19 protein-coding genes and 1 other RNA gene are annotated in these 17,899 nt (G+C 67.5%); 14 read left to right on the top strand and 6 right to left on the bottom strand.

Annotation, left to right across the window (positions count from 1 at the left end):
* Positions 1 to 64: 64 nt before the first annotated feature.
* Positions 65 to 667 (bottom strand): DUF2796 domain-containing protein, encoded by a 603-nt coding sequence (locus AAFL97_RS01960; RefSeq protein ID WP_341643517.1) that lies wholly within the window; start codon positions 665 to 667, stop codon positions 65 to 67.
* A gap of 154 nt (positions 668 to 821) precedes the next feature.
* On the opposite strand from AAFL97_RS01960, the gene AAFL97_RS01955 reads away from it, so the two are divergent.
* Genes AAFL97_RS01955 through AAFL97_RS01935 form a run of 5 tightly spaced genes read left to right on the top strand, consistent with a single transcriptional unit; the run spans position 822 to position 4,198 of the window.
* Positions 822 to 1,280 carry a Fur family transcriptional regulator gene (locus tag AAFL97_RS01955; protein WP_341643516.1) on the top strand — a complete coding sequence of 153 codons (459 nt, stop codon included), beginning with the start codon at positions 822 to 824 and terminating at the stop codon, positions 1,278 to 1,280.
* On the top strand, positions 1,277 to 1,474 hold the full coding sequence (locus AAFL97_RS01950) for a hypothetical protein (protein ID WP_341643515.1): 198 nt from the start codon (positions 1,277 to 1,279) through the stop codon (positions 1,472 to 1,474). Before AAFL97_RS01955 ends, AAFL97_RS01950 begins: the two co-directional genes overlap by 4 nt.
* Positions 1,475 to 1,478: 4 nt before the next feature.
* The gene (locus AAFL97_RS01945) at positions 1,479 to 2,312 is read left to right on the top strand and encodes a metal ABC transporter ATP-binding protein (RefSeq protein ID WP_341643514.1); all 834 of its coding nucleotides are present in this window, start codon (positions 1,479 to 1,481) and stop codon (positions 2,310 to 2,312) included.
* Positions 2,313 to 2,350: 38 nt separating this feature from the next.
* On the top strand, positions 2,351 to 3,217 hold the full coding sequence (locus AAFL97_RS01940; protein ID WP_341643513.1) for a metal ABC transporter permease: 867 nt from the start codon (positions 2,351 to 2,353) through the stop codon (positions 3,215 to 3,217).
* A gap of 33 nt (positions 3,218 to 3,250) precedes the next feature.
* On the top strand, positions 3,251 to 4,198 hold the full coding sequence (locus AAFL97_RS01935; protein ID WP_341643512.1) for a metal ABC transporter solute-binding protein, Zn/Mn family: 948 nt from the start codon (positions 3,251 to 3,253) through the stop codon (positions 4,196 to 4,198).
* Positions 4,199 to 4,234: 36 nt separating this feature from the next.
* Here the strand turns inward: AAFL97_RS01935 and AAFL97_RS01930 are convergent, their stop codons facing one another.
* The 5 genes from AAFL97_RS01930 to ilvD form a co-directional block, all read right to left on the bottom strand.
* The gene (locus AAFL97_RS01930) at positions 4,235 to 5,041 is read right to left on the bottom strand and encodes a sulfite exporter TauE/SafE family protein (protein ID WP_341643511.1); all 807 of its coding nucleotides are present in this window, start codon (positions 5,039 to 5,041) and stop codon (positions 4,235 to 4,237) included.
* Between the two features lie 95 nt (positions 5,042 to 5,136).
* A non-coding RNA gene (gene ssrS, locus AAFL97_RS01925) (6S RNA) lies at positions 5,137 to 5,319 on the bottom strand.
* Between the two features lie 24 nt (positions 5,320 to 5,343).
* Positions 5,344 to 5,640: a cell division protein ZapA gene (locus AAFL97_RS01920; protein WP_341643510.1), complete on the bottom strand. Its 297-nt coding sequence runs from the start codon at positions 5,638 to 5,640 to the stop codon at positions 5,344 to 5,346.
* A 10-nt stretch (positions 5,641 to 5,650) separates the two neighbouring features.
* Positions 5,651 to 5,845: a hypothetical protein gene (locus AAFL97_RS01915; RefSeq protein ID WP_341643509.1), complete on the bottom strand. Its 195-nt coding sequence runs from the start codon at positions 5,843 to 5,845 to the stop codon at positions 5,651 to 5,653.
* A gap of 36 nt (positions 5,846 to 5,881) precedes the next feature.
* Entirely contained in the window at positions 5,882 to 7,732 is a 1,851-nt protein-coding gene (gene ilvD / locus AAFL97_RS01910) for a dihydroxy-acid dehydratase (protein WP_341643508.1), read from the bottom strand.
* A gap of 184 nt (positions 7,733 to 7,916) precedes the next feature.
* On the opposite strand from ilvD, the gene AAFL97_RS01905 reads away from it, so the two are divergent.
* The 9 genes from AAFL97_RS01905 (at position 7,917) to AAFL97_RS01865 (ending at position 17,672) form a co-directional block, all read left to right on the top strand.
* Positions 7,917 to 8,525 (top strand): YceH family protein, encoded by a 609-nt coding sequence (locus tag AAFL97_RS01905; protein ID WP_445954459.1) that lies wholly within the window; start codon positions 7,917 to 7,919, stop codon positions 8,523 to 8,525.
* Positions 8,526 to 8,577: 52 nt separating this feature from the next.
* Positions 8,578 to 9,366 (top strand): prolipoprotein diacylglyceryl transferase, encoded by a 789-nt coding sequence (lgt, locus tag AAFL97_RS01900; RefSeq protein WP_341643507.1) that lies wholly within the window; start codon positions 8,578 to 8,580, stop codon positions 9,364 to 9,366.
* 143 nt (positions 9,367 to 9,509) lie between these two features.
* The gene (locus tag AAFL97_RS01895; RefSeq protein WP_341643506.1) at positions 9,510 to 10,892 is read left to right on the top strand and encodes a malonyl-CoA decarboxylase; all 1,383 of its coding nucleotides are present in this window, start codon (positions 9,510 to 9,512) and stop codon (positions 10,890 to 10,892) included.
* Between the two features lie 62 nt (positions 10,893 to 10,954).
* Positions 10,955 to 13,399 (top strand): EAL domain-containing protein, encoded by a 2,445-nt coding sequence (locus tag AAFL97_RS01890; RefSeq protein WP_341643505.1) that lies wholly within the window; start codon positions 10,955 to 10,957, stop codon positions 13,397 to 13,399.
* Positions 13,399 to 14,607: a porin gene (locus tag AAFL97_RS01885; protein ID WP_341643504.1), complete on the top strand. Its 1,209-nt coding sequence runs from the start codon at positions 13,399 to 13,401 to the stop codon at positions 14,605 to 14,607. Before AAFL97_RS01890 ends, AAFL97_RS01885 begins: the two co-directional genes overlap by 1 nt.
* Entirely contained in the window at positions 14,594 to 15,043 is a 450-nt protein-coding gene (locus AAFL97_RS01880; RefSeq protein ID WP_341643503.1) for a hypothetical protein, read from the top strand. The genes AAFL97_RS01885 and AAFL97_RS01880 overlap by 14 nt, the downstream gene beginning before the upstream one ends.
* 118 nt (positions 15,044 to 15,161) lie before the next feature.
* Positions 15,162 to 16,187, top strand: a complete 1,026-nt coding sequence (locus AAFL97_RS01875) for a methionine ABC transporter ATP-binding protein (RefSeq protein ID WP_341643502.1) — start codon at positions 15,162 to 15,164, stop codon at positions 16,185 to 16,187.
* On the top strand, positions 16,187 to 16,846 hold the full coding sequence (locus AAFL97_RS01870) for a methionine ABC transporter permease (protein WP_445954522.1): 660 nt from the start codon (positions 16,187 to 16,189) through the stop codon (positions 16,844 to 16,846). Before AAFL97_RS01875 ends, AAFL97_RS01870 begins: the two co-directional genes overlap by 1 nt.
* Positions 16,847 to 16,877: 31 nt before the next feature.
* Positions 16,878 to 17,672, top strand: coding sequence for a MetQ/NlpA family ABC transporter substrate-binding protein (locus AAFL97_RS01865; RefSeq protein ID WP_341643500.1), 795 nt, complete (start codon positions 16,878 to 16,880; stop codon positions 17,670 to 17,672).
* Positions 17,673 to 17,899: the final 227 nt, after the last annotated feature.

The raw sequence follows: 17,899 nt of genomic DNA, 5'->3' as shown, positions 1-17,899 counted from the left end.
CAGCGATAGCGCAGCCCACTGACTGCGACCGCGGCGCAGCCTGCGCCGGGTGCCGCATCCGAGGTCACAGCGGCAGTTCGGCCTTGCCCGGAGTCAGCACTGCTGCGCCCTGGCCGGAAGCCGTCGCCCGCTCGGCACGCACTTCACGCAGGCGCGGGAAGCTGTCGAACAGGCGGGTGTGCAGATTGTCGAGCCGGTCCGGCGAGCTGCATTCGAAGCGATAGCTGGCCGTCAGGTCGGCATGGCCTTCCTGCTCGGTCGCACCGGGTACGTCGCTATGCCCGTGGCCATGGTCATGGCCGGGCTGTTCGCTCTGCAGCCACGGCGAGTCGAGTTTCGCTCCCAGCAACTGGCAGCCGGCCGCAGCCGGCAGGCTGAACAGCGTGGCGCCGTCGCGCAGCAGCGTTTCGGCATCGGCCATGGCCTTGCGCTGTTCGTCGCCGCGCGGCTCGTGCTCGAAGCCCACCAGGTTGTCGAGCGGGCTGAGGAACTCGATCACCAGCGCCTTGCCGGCGCTCGCCACCCGCAGCGTGGCCACGCCATGTTCGTGCGCTGCATGGGCGTGATGGTCATGCTCATCGTGGTGATCATGGGCGTGCAGGGCGTGGAAGGGCATCGCGCAGAACAGCGCGCTGGAGACGATCAAAACAAGGCGTGCAGGTTTCATTGTTCCTCCGGAAACGGATCGGACTGGATCGAGCCGTCTTTAATGCTACAATGTTGCATCAAACACGGACAAGCTCCTTTCCATTTCCTTCGTTTCCGTTTCTGTCCACTCGACTCTGTCCGTTCCTGCCGCCCGACAGGGCCCCATCACCGCAATGCCAGACCGCCCGTCTTCCGCCTTCGTTCCCGCCCGTGACCTGATCGCCGCTCATGGCGGCCGGGTCACGCGCACGCGCGTGGCCGTCATCGAAGCGCTGCAGGCCAGCCCGCATCCGCTGTCGCACGACGAGATCGGCGCCACGCTGGCGGCCACCGGCATCGCGCACGACCGCGTCACGCTTTACCGCGCGCTCGACTGGCTGGTCGAACAAGGCATCGCTCAGCGCATCGCCGGCGGCGAGCGGGCCTGGCGCTTCGAGATCCGCAGCGACGGCGGGCACCGCCATGCGCACTTCCATTGCGACCGCTGCGGCCAGATCCTGTGCCTGGAAGACGTGCCCGCCAGCCCCGATCCGGCCTTGCCGGCCGGCTTCGAGCTCGCCCGCAGCGAACTGGTGTTCCACGGTGCCTGCGCCGACTGCGGGCGCGAAGGCGCCAAGGTGGCCAAGCGATGAGCCCCCATGACCACGGCAGCGCCGACGCTGCCACGCCTGCACGCTCGGCTCGGCCCCGCGCTCCGCAGGACTCACGCGCCTACCCCCCGTACCCACCTCGCAGCCTGCTCGGTGTCGGCGTCCTCACCCGCCTGGGCGTCGTTGCGCTCGCCACCGGCCTGCTGTGGCTGACCGTGCTGTGGGCACTGGACTGAAGACATGCATCCCGCCCCGCCCCCGCTGATCCGCATCGAGAACCTGACGCTCGGCTACGACCGCCATCCGGCGGTGCACCACCTGAGCGGCGACATTCCGGCCGGTGCCCTGGTCGCCGTCATCGGCCCCAACGGTGCAGGCAAATCGACCCTGCTGAAAGGCATCGCCGGTGAATTGCGGCCGATCGGCGGCCGCATCCTGATGCCCGGCCTGCCGCCGGGCGCACTGGCCTACCTGCCGCAGCGCGGCGAGATCGACCACAGCTTCCCGGTTTCGGTGTTCGACGTCGTCGCGATGGGCCTGTGGCGCGAGATCGGCGCTTTCGGCGGGCTGTCGCGCCAGCAGCGCCAGCGGGTGCGCGAGGCACTGGCCGCGGTCGGCATGTCCGGCTTCGAAGCACGCCCGATCGGCTCGCTGTCGGGCGGCCAGCTGCAGCGCGCGCGCTTCGCCCGGCTGATGCTGCAGGACGCGCCGCTGATCCTGCTCGACGAACCCTTCGCCGCCATCGACAGCCGCACCGTGGACGATCTGGTGCAACTCATCCTCGGCTGGCACCGCGAAGGCCGCACGGTGCTGACGGTGGTGCACGACTTCGAGCAGGTCCGCCGCCACTTCCCCACCTGCCTGCTGCTGTCGCGCGAACCCGTCGCCTTCGGCCCCACCGCCCAGGTGCTGACACCGGAGATGCTGGCGCGCGCGCGCCGCCTGTCCGAGGCCTTCGACGAGGACGCGCCGGAGTGCCACATCGAGCAGCCGGCCCAGGCCTTGCCGCCGGATGCCGGCCTGCATGCCCACGGGCATGCTCATCACCACGAACACGGCTCGCACCGGCATTGATCCGCAGCCGCTGCGCTGCCAACGCTCCTCCTTTCATCGTGACCGAATTCCTGCTCGCCCCCTTCACCGACTTCGCCTTCATGCGCCGCGCGCTCGCCGGCTGCCTGGCGCTGGCGCTCGGCGCCACGCCGGTCGGCGTGTTCCTGCTGCTGCGCCGCATGAGCCTGATGGGCGACGCGATGAGCCACGCCATCCTGCCCGGCGCGGCGCTCGGCTACCTGGCTTTCGGCCTGTCGCTCGGCGCGATGACGATCGGCGGCATCGTCGCCGGCATCGTCGTGGTGCTGGCCGCCGGCCTGGTGACGCGCGCCTCGGTGCTGAAGGAGGACGCCAGCCTCGCCGCCTTCTACCTGCTGTCGCTGGCAGCCGGGGTCATGATCGTGTCGCTGCGCGGCCGCAACCTCGACTTGCTGCACGTGCTGTTCGGCTCGGTACTGGCGCTCGACGACGGTTCGCTGCTGCTGATCGCCTCGATTGCCAGCGTCACGCTGTTCTGCCTCGCCGTGCTGTTCCGGCCGCTGGTCATGGAGTGCTTCGATCCGGCCTTCCTGCGCGGCGTCAGCCGCTGGTCGCCGGTGGCGCACTACGGCTTCCTGATGCTGGTGGTGCTGAACCTGGTCAGCGGCTTCCATGCGCTCGGCACGCTGATGGCGGTCGGCATCATGATCCTGCCTTCGGCCGCGGCGCGGCTGTGGGCGCGCGGGCTGCCGGCGCTGCTGCTGCTGGCGGTGCTGTTCGCCTTCGGCAGCGGCGTGGCCGGCCTGCTGCTGTCCTTCCATGCCGACGTGCCGGCCGGGCCGGCGATCGTGCTGGTGTGCGGCCTGGTCTATTTCGTCTCGCTGCTCGCCGCGCCCGGCGGCCTGCTGGTCGGCCGCCTGCCGGTGCGCCACCACCTCGAATCCTGAATTTCCCCAACGCTCCGTACGAAAGGCCCCGCCATGAAAGCTCTCCGCCCCTCAGTGCGCCGGCTCGCCGGCCTGCTCGCACTCTTCGCCCTGACCACCTCCGGCGTACAGGCCCAGACCGAACCGATCGAAGTCACCGCCAGCTTCAGCATCCTGGGCGACATGGTGCGCGAGGTCGGCGGCGACAGGGTCCGTGTGCGCTCGCTGGTCGGCGCCAACGAGGACGCCCACGCCTTCCAGCCGCGGCCGTCGGACGCACGCCAGATCGGCAGTTCGGCACTGGTGGTGGTCAACGGCCTCGGTTTCGACGACTGGATGGCACGACTGGCGCGTTCAGGGGGCTACAAGGGCACCATCGTCGTTGCCAGCGAAGGCGTGAGCACGATCGAGATGGCGGAAGACGAACACCACGATCATGATCACCACGGCCACGATCACGACCATGGTCACGGCGCCGACCCGCACGCCTGGCAGGATCTCGGCAACGCCCAGCGCTACGTGGCGAACATCGCCGCGGCGCTGGCTGCTGCCGACCCGGTCCATGCCGACCGCTACCGCGCCAATGCGGAACGCTACCAGGGCGAACTGAAGGTGCTGGACGCCGAGATCCGCGCCGCCTTCACCGCGCTGCCGGCCGAACGCCGCAAGGTCGTCACTTCGCACGATGCCTTCGCCTATTTCGGCAAGGCCTACGGCATCCGCTTCCTGGCGCCGGTGGGCGTGTCGAACAATGCCGAACCCACCGCCAGGGGCGTCGCCCGCCTGATCACTCAATTGAAGGCCGAGAAGATTCCCGCGGTGTTCATCGAGAACATCGCCGATGCGCGCCTGATCGAGCGCATCCGCGCCGAAAGCGGCACGCGCATCGGCGGTACGCTGTATTCGGATGCGCTGTCGGCCGCCGACGGCCCGGCACCGGACTACCTGTCGATGATGCACAGCAACTTCAAGGTGCTGCACGAGGCGCTGTCGGCGCCGTAAGCCGCTTGAGCGCCGGCTGAAGCGAACTGCGGGACCTCAGCCGAAGATGCTGTGCAGCATCTTGGCGCACAGCGCCATCAGCACGCCGGCGAAGATCTTCTTCAGCGTCGCCACCGGCAGCCGGTGCGCCAGGCGGGCGCCGACCGGCGCTACCCACATGCTGACCAGCGATACCATGACGAATGCCGGCAAATAGACGTAGCCGAAGCTCAGCGGCGGCGTGCCGGGCACGTTCCAGCCGTTGACGAGGTAGCCGATCGTGCCGGCCAGCGCGATCGGCAGGCCGATCGCGGCCGACGTGCCGATCGCGTTCTGCACCTTGACGTTGCACCAGGTCATGAAGGGCACCGACAGCGAGCCGCCACCGATCGCGACCAGCGCCGAAATGCCGCCGATTCCCAGCCCGACGCCCGTCATGCCGAGCGGGCCGGGCAGGTCGCGGCTGGGCTTGGGTTTGATGTTGAGCAGCATCTGGATCGACACGTAGGCCATGAACACGGCGAAGAAGATCGCCAGCGCCGCGGTATTCACCCGCGAGGCAATGAAGGTGGCGCAGAAGGTGCCGACCAGGATGCCGGGCGTGATCGTGCGCACCACGTCCCAGCGCACCGCGCCGTGCGCCTGATGGGCGCGCAGGCTGGATATCGAAGTCAGCACGATGCTGGCCATCGAGGTACCCAGCGCCATATGCACCACCTGCTCGTGCGGAAAGCCCTGGGCAAGGAACAGCGTGGTCAGCATCGGCACCATGATGCCGCCGCCGCCGACGCCGAGCAGGCCGGCAAAGAAGCCGACGATCGCGCCGAGCACGGGATAGGTGAGCCACCAGATATCGAAAGTCATGCTGAACGATCCATCATGTGTTGTGCGCCGTCACCCGCCCTGCATGGGCGCAAAAGCGAAAAAAGGCGCAACCGCGATGGCTGCGCCTTTTTGTCTGGCCCCCCGCCTGTGCCGTCTCCGCCGGGCATCCTGAACCATGGGTTCAGGGAGGTCGCATTCCTTCCGCTTCAGGATCACCCGCAAGGGGCGTTCACACCAGCGGCCTTGATGGTCAGCAACCGAGTCTCTCGACTATTGGTTCAAGGAATCTACGGCTTCAACGAACACTGCAGGGGATTGATCGGTACTGCGCTAGGCATGCCTCAGAACAGTTTTTCCTGCTGGGCCAGCACCCCGTCGAGGCGTGCTTTCATGAGTCCGATTCTACGCTTCGCGCCCGGTATGTCAAACCCGTTTCCGCGCTGATGCTGCAGGAATTCATGGGCGATGTTGAGCGCGGTCATGACCGCCAGTTTCTCGCCCGAGGCGTTGGTCCTGCCGCCCAGTTCGCGCAGCCTGTCGTCCAGGTAGGCGACGGTGGCGAGCAGGTCGTCCCGCGTCTCGGGCGTGCAGGAAACCCGGTACTCCTTTCCGAGCAGCATCACGTCCAGATGATCCATCGACACGTTTTCAGGCCTCCGGGAGTTTGTCGAGCAGCGCTTCGAGACGGTCGACCGCCAGCCTGAGCTTGGCTTCGAGCTGGCGGTTCTCGGCGTCGAGCTGGGCGACGCAGCCATGCAGGCCGACGTTGTCGGCCTTGAGCCGGTTGTGCAGACCGATCAGTTCCTCGATCTGCGCTTCGAGTTGAGCAAGTTCGCTATCCATGGTGCCGATCGTGGACAGTGGCCTCGAAGCGGTCAATCAGCGCTGGACCTGGCTGACGTCGCGCACCGCGCCGGTGTCGGCCGAAGTCGTCAGTGCGGCGTAGGCCTGCAGTGCCGCCGAGACCACGCGCTGACGGTTTGCCGGCTTCCAGGCCGCGGCACCCTTCGCCTCCATTGCCGCGCGACGGGCAGCCAGTTCGGCATCGCCGATCGCCAGGTGGATGCGGCGGTTCGGGATGTCGATCTCGATGGTGTCGCCGTCCTCGACCAGCGCGATCGCGCCGCCGCAGGCGGCTTCGGGCGAGGCGTGGCCGATCGACAGCCCGGAGGTGCCGCCGGAGAAGCGGCCGTCGGTGAGCAGCGCGCACTCCTTGCCGAGGCCGCGGCTCTTCAGGTAGGAGGTCGGGTACAGCATCTCCTGCATGCCGGGGCCGCCCTTCGGGCCTTCGTAGCGGATGATGACGACGTCGCCGGCCTGCACCTGCTCGCCGAGGATGCCTTCGACCGCGTCGTCCTGGCTCTCATACACCCGCGCCTTGCCGGTGAACTTCCAGATCGACTCATCCACGCCCGCGGTCTTGACGATGCAGCCCTTCTCGGCGATGTTGCCGTACAGCACCGCAAGGCCGCCGTCGGCGGTGAAGGCGTGCTCCTTGCTGCGGATCACGCCGTGTTCGCGGTCGGCGTCGAGCTCGTTCCAGCGCCGATCCTGGCTGAAGGCGACCTGCGTCGGCACGCCGCCCGGCGCGGCGCGGAAGAAGGTATGCACGGCTTCGTCGCTGGTGCGCGTGATGTCCCACTTGTCCAGCGCTTCGGCCATCGTCGCGCTATGCACCGTCGGCACCTTCGTGTGCAGCAGGCCGGCGCGGTCGAGCTGGCCGAGGATGGACATGATGCCGCCGGCGCGGTGCACGTCCTCGATATGCACGTCGGCCACGGCCGGCGCGACCTTGGACAGGCAGGGCACGCGGCGGCTGACGCGGTCGATGTCCTTCATCGTGAAGTCGACCCCGGCCTCGCGCGCGGCCGCCAGCAGGTGCAGCACGGTGTTGGTCGAGCCGCCCATCGCCACGTCCAGGCTCATCGCATTCTCGAAGGCCTCGAAAGTCGCGATCGAGCGCGGCAGCACCGAGGCGTCGTCCTGCTCGTAATAGCGGCGCGCGAGCCCGACGATGCGGCGGCCCGCTTCCTTGAACAGGCGTTCGCGGTCGGCGTGGGTGGCCAGCGTGGTGCCGTTGCCCGGCAGCGACAGGCCGAGCGCTTCGGTCAGGCAGTTCATCGAGTTGGCGGTGAACATGCCCGAGCACGAGCCGCAGGTCGGACAGGCCGAGCGCTCGATCGCATCCACCTCTTCGTCCGAACAGCTCTTGTCGGCGGCCTTGACCATCGCATCGACCAGGTCGAGCGAGATGACCTTGGCCTCCCACTTGACCTTGCCCGCCTCCATCGGCCCGCCGGAGACGAAGATCGCCGGGATGTTCAGCCGCAGCGCGGCCATCAGCATGCCCGGGGTGATCTTGTCGCAGTTCGAGATGCACACCAGCGCGTCGGCGGTGTGGGCGTTGCACATGTATTCGACGCTGTCGGCGATCAACTCGCGCGACGGCAGCGAATACAGCATGCCGCCGTGGCCCATGGCGATGCCGTCATCGACGGCGATGGTGTTGAATTCCTTGGCGACGCCGCCCGCGGCTTCGATCTCGCGCGCGACCAGTTGGCCCAGATCCTTCAGATGGACGTGGCCGGGCACGAACTGGGTGAAACTGTTGGCGATGGCGATGATCGGCTTGTCGAAATCGCCATCCTTCATGCCGGTCGCGCGCCACAGGGCGCGGGCTCCCGCCATGTTGCGGCCGGCGGTGGATGTGCGGGAACGATACTGGGGCATGGGGGCGCTCCGGAAACTCTGCAGTAAAGCATGTGATTCTAACGCGCGCAGCGAAGCATGCGTATCATCCCTGCTCTCGCCTTTTGCCAGGAGTCGCCATGACGGAGCCCGCCAACGCCCCCCAGCCGATGCCGATACCGATGTCGGCTTCGACCTCGACGCCGCCGAGATCCGCGTCCTCGGCGTGCTGATCGAGAAGGCTTTCGTCACGCCCGACACCTATCCGATGTCGATCAACGCCATCGTCACCGGCTGCAACCAATTGACCGCGCGCGAGCCGGTGATGAGCCTGTCCGAAGCGGAAGTCCAGGCCGCCATCGACAGCCTGATCGGCCGCCGCCTGGTCGCCCGCCGCGACCAGGCCAGCGCCCGCGTCGCCAAATACGAACACCTGGTCCGCCTGCGCCATTCGCTGCCGCCGGCCGAACAGGCGGTGCTGGCGACGCTGATGCTGCGCGGCGCCCAGACCGCGGGCGAGCTGCGCCAGCGCTGCGAACGCCTGCATCGCTTCGACGACATCGCCGCGGTGGACGCGGTGCTGGAACACCTGGCGGAGAAATATCCGCCGCTGGTGACCTCGCTGCCGCGTGCGCCCGGCACCAAGGAAGTCCGCCACGCCCACCTGCTCGGCGGCCAGGCGGCCGTCGCCGAGATGGCCGAAAGCCAGCACGGCGGCGGCAGCGCGGGCGGACGCGGGCGCATCGCGGAACTCGAAGACGAGATCCGCCGTCTGCGAGAGGACTTCGACCAGCTCCGGCGCGAGTTCGACATCTTCCGCCAGCAGTTCGACTGACTCGACTCCGGCAACCGACACCGTCCCCGCCAGCCCGCCCCCGATCACGCCCATGCTGACCCACCCGCAGTTCGATCCGATCGCCTTTTCCCTCGGCCCGCTCTCGGTGCGCTGGTACGGGCTGATGTACCTGATCGCCTTCACGCTGTTCATCGTGCTCGGCCGCCTGCATGCACGCCGCCGCCCGGAACTGGGCTGGAACGCGCAGATGCTGGACGATCTGCTGATGTACGGTGTGCTCGGCGTCATCATCGGCGGCCGCCTCGGCGAAGTGCTGTTCTTCCAGCCGGGCTACTACCTGCGGCACCCGGCCGAGATCCTCGCGATCTGGCAGGGCGGCATGAGCTTCCACGGCGGCTTTCTCGGCGTGCTGGCGGCGATGTGGCTCTATGCCCGCCGCCACGGCAAGTCCTTCTGGCAGGTGACCGACTTCATCGCCCCGCTGGTGCCGACCGGCCTCGCCGCCGGGCGCATCGGCAACTTCATCAACGGCGAGCTGTGGGGCCGCCCGGTGGACGGCGAACTGCCGTGGGCGATGGTCTTCCCCTGGGTCGATGCGCTGCCGCGCCATCCTTCCCAGCTTTATCAAGCGCTCGGTGAAGGCCTGCTGCTGTTCGCCGTGCTGTGGTGGTATTCGGCCAGCCCGCGGCCGCTGCGCGCGGTGTCGGCCGTCTTCCTGATCGGCTACGGCTGCCTGCGCTTCGCCGCGGAATTCTTCCGCACGCCGGATCCGGGCATCTTCGGCACGCTGTCGCTCGGACTGTCGACCGCACAATGGCTCTGCCTGCCGATGATCGCCTTCGGCATCGCACTGGCAGCGCGGAGCCGCCGCCCCGCCTGAGCCTCGACCACATCGTCGATGAGGCCGATAGCAGGAATTCCCCAACACCGTGACATAATTCCTTACCAATAGGACCGACTTCCCGGCTCGCATGACATCAGACGCTATGATTGTCGGTTCGGGCATAACGATTCGGGGACAGCATGGCGGGAAACGGACTCGTGTCACGCAGCTTGTCGCGCATGCGGCAACTGATGAGCGGCCGCAGCGCACAGCAGGTGGAACCCACCGAACGCGATCTGGAAAGGATTCGCAGCCAGCTCCATGAATGCGCGGAAGGCCGTGGCGGTGAAATTTCGACGCGCCAGCGCGCCGCGCGCCTGGCCGAAGCCTATCTTCGCCTGGACGACAGCGGCCGCCAGGCGATCCTGCGCATGATCGCGCTGGAGTTCGGGCCGGACCCGGCGCGCATCGAAGCCGCCCACCGCGCCTACCAGGCCGCGGTCGACACGCCCGCGCAATGGGATGCCGAAGCCCAGCTGCGCGCCGCGATGCGCTCGAGCCGGCTGCGCATCCTGACCCAGTTCAACGCCATCCCGCAGGGCGTCAAGTTCCTCGTCGACCTGCGCGCCGACCTGCTTCGCTTCGTCGCCGACGATCCGCTGCTCAAGCCGCTCGACCGCGAACTCGAAGCCCGGCTGTCGGCCTGGTTCGACGTCGGCTTCCTCGAACTGCAGCGCATCACCTGGACTTCGCCCGCCGCGCTGCTCGAAAAGCTGGTGAAGTACGAAGCGGTGCACGAAATCCGCTCGTGGGACGACCTCAAGAACCGCCTGGACTCCGACCGCCGCTGCTACGCCTTCTTCCATCCGCGGATGCCGCTCGAGCCACTGATCTTCGTCCAGGTCGCGCTGCTGGAGGAACTCGCCGACGACGTCCAGCGCCTGCTCGACATCGAAGCACCGCTGGCCGACGCCAGCAAGGCCACCACCGCGATCTTCTATTCGATCAGCGCCACCCAGACCGGCCTGCGCGGCGTGTCCTTCGGCAACTTCCTGCTCAAGCGCGTGGTCGAGGATCTGCAGCGCGACTTCCCGCGCCTGGACACCTTCGCCACGCTGTCGCCCATCCCCGGCCTGTTGCGCTGGGTCCAGCGCAATCCGCAGGAACTGGCGGAAGCCTTCACTGCGGCAGACTGGAAACGCTTCGCCGCCGTCGGCGTCGAAGGCCCGGACTCGCCGCTGTTCGCCGAACTGCTCGAGGGCCGCAGCGACTGGTCCTCCGAACCCCGGCTCGCTCAGGCCCTGCGCGAGCCGCTGCTGCGCGTCGCCGCCCGCTACCTGCTGGACGCCAAGCGCGACGGCAAACCGGTCGATGCCGTGGCACGCTTCCACCTCGGCAACGGTGCACGCGTCGAACGGCTGAACTGGCTGGCCGATACCTCGTCGAAGGGCTTCGCGCAGTCCTGGGGCCTGATGGTCAACTACCTGTACGACCCCGACCGCATCGAAACCAACCTCGAGGCCTTCGCCAGCGAAGGCCGCGTCGACGCTTCGGCCACGGTCAAGCGCCAGGCAAAGCGCTGAACCATGGCAGCAACGACCCATTTCATGACCTCGAAATCGCACGGCAGCACTGGACGATCCTGATGTTCCTTCGTTTCCGACACGCTTCGATCCGTTTCCGCCTGCTGCTGGCGAGCACCACGGTACAGATGGTGCTGCTGAGCCTGCTGCTGGCCAACAGCGTGCGCCTGATGAACAACGCGGCGTCGGCCAGCCTGGACACCACCATCAGCCAGAACTCCAGCATGCTGCACGCGATGGCCACGACCTACGGCGAGCAGCAGCGCTATGGCGAGCTGCAGGACATCCTCGGCGAACTGCTGCTCGGCGCCAACGAGGGCCTGGTCTATGTCCGCATCGTCGCGCCCGACCAGACACCGCTGGTCAGCGCAGGCCGCCCCGACATCGACACCCTGCCCGAACCCACGGTGATCCGCACCGGCTTCTTCGAAGGCGTGCTCGGCAACGAGATCGTGCATGTGCGCCACCCCCTGCTGCTGCCGCGCAACGAAGTCGGCCTGCTGCAGTTCGGCGTATCGGTGTCCGGCCTGGCGGCGGCCCGCCGCGCGATCACCGAGCAAGGCCTGGCGATCGCGCTGTCCGAGATCGTGCTGACCTTCCTGCTGCTGTCGACCATCGGCTACCTGCTCACCCGCAACCTGGGGCAGCTGCTCGCCGGCAGCAAGGCCATCGCCGACGGCCATCTCGAGCACCGGGTGCCGTCCAAAGGCCATGACGAACTGTCCGTCATCTCGCGCCACTTCAACATCATGGCGGCCACGCTGCAGCGCCGCGTGGCCGAACTGCAGGACACCGCGACCCGGCTCAGGATCAGCGAGGAACGCCATGCCCTGGCGATGCGCGGCGCCAACGACGGCCTGTGGGACTGGGACATTCCCGCCGGTACCGCCTACTACTCCGACCGCTTCTGCGAAATCCTCGATCTGCCGCCCGGCGGCCTCGCCAGCTCCCCGGAAGCCTTTCTCGACTACATCCACCCCGACGAACTGCCGGGGTACCGCGAACGCATGATCGAGCACTTGAAAGGCGACAGCGCGCAGTTCATGATGGAACACCGCGTCCGCCTGCCCGACGGCAGCTATCGCTGGGTACTGACCCGCGGCGTCGCCCGCCGCAGCAACACGCCCCGCATCTCGCGCATGGCCGGCTCGATCAGCGACATCGACATGCGCAAGCGTGCGGAAGAGCAGCTCATCCACGACGCCCTGCACGACGGCCTGACCGGACTGCCGAACCGGGCGCTGTTCATCGAGCACGTCAACCACGCGCTCGCCCAGCGCCGGCGCGACAGCGACGACATGGTCGCGGTCGTCGCCATCAACCTCGAACGCTTCAGCCTGGTGAACGACAGCTACGGGCACGCCGTCGGCGACGAACTGCTGCGCCGCGCCGCCGCCCACATCAAGGCTTCGCTGCGGGAAGGGGACGTGGCGGCGCGCGTCGGCGGCGACCAGTTCGCCGTGCTGCTGAACGACCTCGCGAGCTCGGCCGACGCGTTGCGCATCAGCGAGACGCTCATTGCGCTGCCGTCGTTCGCGGTGCCGACGGCCGACCGCATCCTGCATCCCCGCTGCCGGATCGGCATCGCCTTGAGCGAAACCGAGGGCGAGGATGCCCAGGCCATGCTGCGCGACGCCGACAATGCCCTGCACAAGGCTCGCCAGAGCGATACCTCGCCGATCGAGTTCTTCCACGCCTCGATGCACACCCAGGCCGTCCGCGCGCTGCAGCTCGAATCCGATCTGCGCTGGGCGCTCGCCCATGGCGGCCTGGCCGTCCATTACCAGCCGATCGTCACCCTTTCGGACCGGCGGACCGCGAGCTTCGAAGCGCTGGTGCGCTGGCCTCATACGACGCACGGCCTGCTGGCGCCATCCGAATTCATCCCGCTCGCCGAAACCCTGGATCTGATCCACGATCTGGGCATGGAAGTCCTGCGCATCGCCTGTGCGGACATGCGCAACTGGAAGAACCGCCCCGAAAGCCTGCGCGCGCGCGTCAGCGTCAACCTCTCCGCCCGCCAACTGGCCCGCCCGGCGCTCGCCACCGAACTGCTGGCGATCATCGACCGCAACGGCCTGCCGCACGACCAGGTCCGCTTCGAAGTCACCGAAAGCCTGCTCGCCCGCCCCGACAGTCCCGCCACCCGCAGCTTGCGGGAGTTGCGCAACGTCGGCATCGAGATCCTGATCGACGACTTCGGCACCGGTTATTCGACCCTGAGCTATCTGCACACGATGCCCTGCAACCAGGTCAAGCTCGACGGCTCCTTCGTCAGCTCGATCACCGAGGATCACCGCCTGCAGGCCATCGTCCGGCGCAGCATCGAGCTCGCCCACGACCTCGGCATGACCGTCGTCGCCGAATGCATCGAGGACGCGCGCCAGTTCGAAGTCCTGCGGGAACTGGGTTGCGACTACGGCCAAGGCTACTATTTCTCCCATCCGCTGGACCGGGACCAGACCCTGCAATGGCTGGAACAGGAATCAGCGAAGGCCAGCACGTGATGAAGAACAGACTCTCAGCCCGGCTCTCGGCCTTCGCCGCCGCCCTCGTCCTGCATGCCGGCCCAGCCGCCGCGGACATCGAGAGCGTCACCTTTTCGGGCTTCGGCACCCTGGGCGCCGTGGCGTCGGATACCGACGACCTCCAGTTCGTCCGCGTGGGTACCGAAGCACCCGGTTCCGGCAGGCTCAACTTCGGCTCCGACTCGGTTCTCGGCGTGCAGGGCAATTTCGGCTTCGGCAACGGCACCGAAGCCGTCGTCCAGGTACTGGCCCGGCACACCCCGAAGAACGACTACACCCCCCGCGCCGCGCTGGCTTTCATCAGCTTCGCGCCTTCGCCGGAGTTCACCCTGCGCGCCGGACGACTGCGCGTGCCGGCCTTCATGCTGTCGGATTCGCTCGACGTCAATTACGCGCATCCCTGGGTACGTCCACCGGTGGAGGTGTACACGCTCAATCCCTTTGCCGACCTGGACGGCATCGACCTCCTCTACCGCACCCGGATCGCGGATGTGGACCTCGAGCTGCACCCCTACTTCGGCCGCAGCCGCGTCAACATCGCCCACTACGGCCATGCCTCGCTGTCGCGGCTGCGGGGCCTGAACATCGGGCTTTCCAAGGGCTCGCTCACGCTCCATCTCGGCTACTCGCGTGCGCGCCTGGACCTGCGCTGGGGCGACCCCGAATTCGATCGCCTGCAGCACGCCCTGAACACTTTCCCGCAGGGCAGGGCGATGCTGGCCGAAATGGAGGGCGACGGCGCCTCCGCCTCCTTCACCTCCGCCGGCTTCCACTGGGACGACAACCGCTGGCAGTTGATCGGCGAATACGCGGTGCGCCGCACCTCGGCCTTCGTGAACAGCGCCTCCGGCTGGCATCTGACGATCGGGCGGCACGTCGGCGCCACCACGCCCTACCTCAGATTCGCCCGCAACCGGCAGAGCAGCCCGATCGTCAGCCGGAACCTGAGCATGGGCCTGGCCGAGATCGATGCCTTCAACGCCTCGCGCAACAACAGCCAGCGCAGCATCGGCGCCGGCCTGCGCTGGGATCTGCATCCGAACGCCGCCATGAAGGTCGAGCTGGCACGCAGCCGCATCGAGAACGACGGATGGGGAGCGTTCTACCCGCGGGGAGACATCCTTTCCACCCGCGTCAGCGGCCGCACGGTCAACACTTTGAGTCTGTCGATCGATGTGGTCTTCTGATCGCTTCGCCCTCCCACAGTGCTGGATCGCCCTGTTGGCGATCCTGCTCGCCCTGGGCGCGCACCCGGCACACGCGGAGGAGGTCCTGATCGTCACCGCACGCTCGGGCACGGTCGAGACCCTGAGCCGCGACGAAGCCGAACAGCTCTACCTGGGGCGCCGCGCCACCCTCGCCACCCGCATCTCCATGCTGCTGGACCTGCCGCCCGGCAGAACGCGAGACCATTTCTACCGCACGCTCACGGACAAGAATCCCAGCCAGATCCGCGCCTACTGGTCGCGCATGGTGTTCACCGGACGCGCGCTGCCGCCCAAGGAAGCCGCCGACGCCGGCGATGCGCGCCGCCTCCTGCTCGAGAATCCCGGCGCCATCGGCTACCTGCCCGGGCGCTACGCCGACGACCCGGAGCTTCGCATCCTGCTTCGCCTCGAATAGGCCTGAGCCGCCATGCACACGGGGAACGCGATCACCCGCCGCAGCACAATGGTGCCACCGCGGCGAGGTTGATACACTCCGCGTTTTTGCGCCCGGCTCCGCCGCGGCAGCCATTTCCGTGATCAGAATCGAAGGACTCGGCAAGACCTATCTCGTCAAGGGGCGGGAGGTCAGCGCGCTGGACGGCGTCGACCTCGAAATAGCCAAGGGCGAAATCTTCGGCATCATCGGCCGCTCCGGCGCCGGCAAGAGCACGCTGCTGCGCAGCCTGAACCTGCTCGAACGGCCGAGCTCGGGCCGGGTGCTGATCGACGGCGAGGACATCACCGGCTTCGACCGCCAGCGCCTGCATGCGCTGCGCCAGCGCATCGGCATGATCTTCCAGCACTTCAACCTGCTCAACGCCAAGACCGTGGCGGCCAACATCGACTGGCCGCTACGCTGCACCAGCAGCCTGACCGCCGCCCAGCGCGCCGAACGCGTGGCCGAACTGCTGGCCCTGGTCGGACTCGGCGAGCACGCCAACAAGTATCCGGCACAGCTGTCCGGCGGCCAGAAGCAGCGCGTCGGCATCGCGCGGGCGCTGGCCAGCCGGCCGCAACTGCTGCTGTGCGACGAAGCGACCTCGGCGCTCGACCCCGAGACCACCCAGTCCATCCTGCGCCTGCTGCTCGACATCAACCGCCGGCTCGGCCTCACGATCGTGCTGATCACCCACGAGATGCAGGTCATCCGCACGCTGTGCGACCGCGTCGCGGTCATCGACGGCGGCCGCATCGTCGAAAGCGGCAAGGTCGCGGACGTCTTCCTGCACCCGCGGCATCCGGTCACCCGCAGCATGGTGGCGCAGGACGATCCGCTGACCGCGGCGATGCTCGACCCGACCCACGCCTTCGCCCAGGACAAGCTGCGCGGCACCCTGGTGCGCCTGACCTACGTCGGCGACATCACCTACCAGCCCGTCCTGAGCGACATCATGGCGGCCAGCGCGGTGCGCTTCACGATCCTGCAGGGCGAAGTGTCGAGCATCAAGGACCTGCCTTTCGGCCAGCTGCTACTCGAGCTCGAAGGCAGCGACGAGGACGTCCGCCGGGTGTTCGCCGAACTGGACCGGCACCACATCCATCACGAGGTGCTGCAATGATCGACCTGTCGATGATCGAATGGGGCGACATCGCCCTTGCCACCTGGGAAACCCTGGTGATGACCGGCGTGTCGCTGTTCTTCACCGTGCTGATCGGCCTGCCGCTCGGCATCCTGCTGTTCGTCACCGCGCAGGGGCAGTTGCTGGAACAGCGCGCGCTGTACCGGGTGCTGTCCTTCGTCGCCAACGTACTGCGCTCGGTGCCCTTCCTGATCCTGCTGATCGTCATGATCCCGGTGACGGTGATCCTGATCGGCACTTCGCTCGGCGTCGAAGGCGCGATTCCGCCGCTGGTGGTGGCCACCTCACCCTTCTTCGCCCGCCTGGTGGAAAACGTGCTGCGCGAAGTCGACCGCGGCGTCATCGAGGCCTGCCAGGCGATGGGCATCCGCACCCACCGCATCATCTTCGGCGCCTTGCTGCCCGAAGCCCTGCCCGGCCTGCTCGCCGCCACCACGGTGACCGCGATCACCCTGATATCCTACGCGGCGATGTCCGGCGTGATCGGCGGCGGCGGCCTCGGCGATCTCGCCATCCGCTTCGGCTACCAGCGCTTCCAGACCGAAGTGATGGTGATCACCGTCGCCCTGCTGGTGGTGCTGGTGCAGCTCATCCAGTACGCCGGCGACCGCCTCGTGCTGCATTTCAGCCGCAAGTAACAGACTGGACCTTTCAACCCCGGAGCCCCACATGTCCTTCACCCTTCGCAAACTGCTGTGCGCCGCCGTCGGCGCGCTCGCCTTCACCGCCTCCGCCCACGCCGCGGACAAGCTGGTCATCGCAGCCACGCCGGTGCCGCACGCCGAGCTGCTCGAGTTCGTCAAGCCGATGCTGGCCAGGGAAGGCGTGGACCTCGAAGTCAAGGTCTTCACCGACTACGTGCAGCCGTCGATGCAGACCAACGAGAAGCGGGTGGACGGCAACTTCTTCCTGCACGGCCCCTACCTCGACGAGTTCAAGAAGAAGCAGAAGAACGACATCCAGGTCGTCGTCGCCAAGATCCACGTCGAGCCCTTCGCCGGCTACTCGACCAAGCACAAGACGCTCGCCGATCTGCCCGAAGGCGGCACCGTCGCGCTGCCGAACGACCCCTCCAATTCCGGCCGCGCCCTGCTGCTGCTGGCCAGGCAGGGCGTGATCACGCTGAAGGATCCGGGCAACGTCGTCGCCACCACGCGCGACATCACCGCCAACCCGAAGAAGCTCAAGTTCCGCGAGCTGGAAGCCGCCACGCTGCCGCGCATCCTGAATCAGGTCGACCTGGCGCTGATCAACACCAACTACGCGATCCAGGCCAAACTGAACCCGATCACCGACTCGCTGTTCATCGAGGACGCCAGCTCGCCCTACGCCAACCTGCTGGTGGGCCGCGAGGACAATGCCGACAGCCCGGCGATGAAGAAGCTGGCGGCGGCGCTGACCTCGCCCGAAGTCCGGCAGTTCATCGCCGACAAGTACCAGGGCGCGGTCGTGCCGGCCTTCTGATGCTTGCGATGGCGTGGCCTTCGTCCGCGGGGGCCGTGCTTTCCTAAAGCACAAATCTTCATATCGAATTCGGTTTTTATTATTTTTTGCCCGATTACGGCACTTGTGAACTCCCCAGCCATTACTTGCTGGAGTCATCATCATGCCGTTCCCGGCTTCTTCCCCTGGCCTGCCGGCGCTGCCCGACAGGCCAGTCGCAGCGCTTTCCCCTTCCTTCCCGCCCGCTA

The sequence above is a fragment of the Thauera sp. SDU_THAU2 genome (assembly GCF_038260575.1).
Lineage (GTDB): Bacteria > Pseudomonadota > Gammaproteobacteria > Burkholderiales > Rhodocyclaceae > Thauera.
Note: the sequence above shows the minus strand (reverse complement) of the source record. Positions and strands in the feature narration are given on the sequence as shown.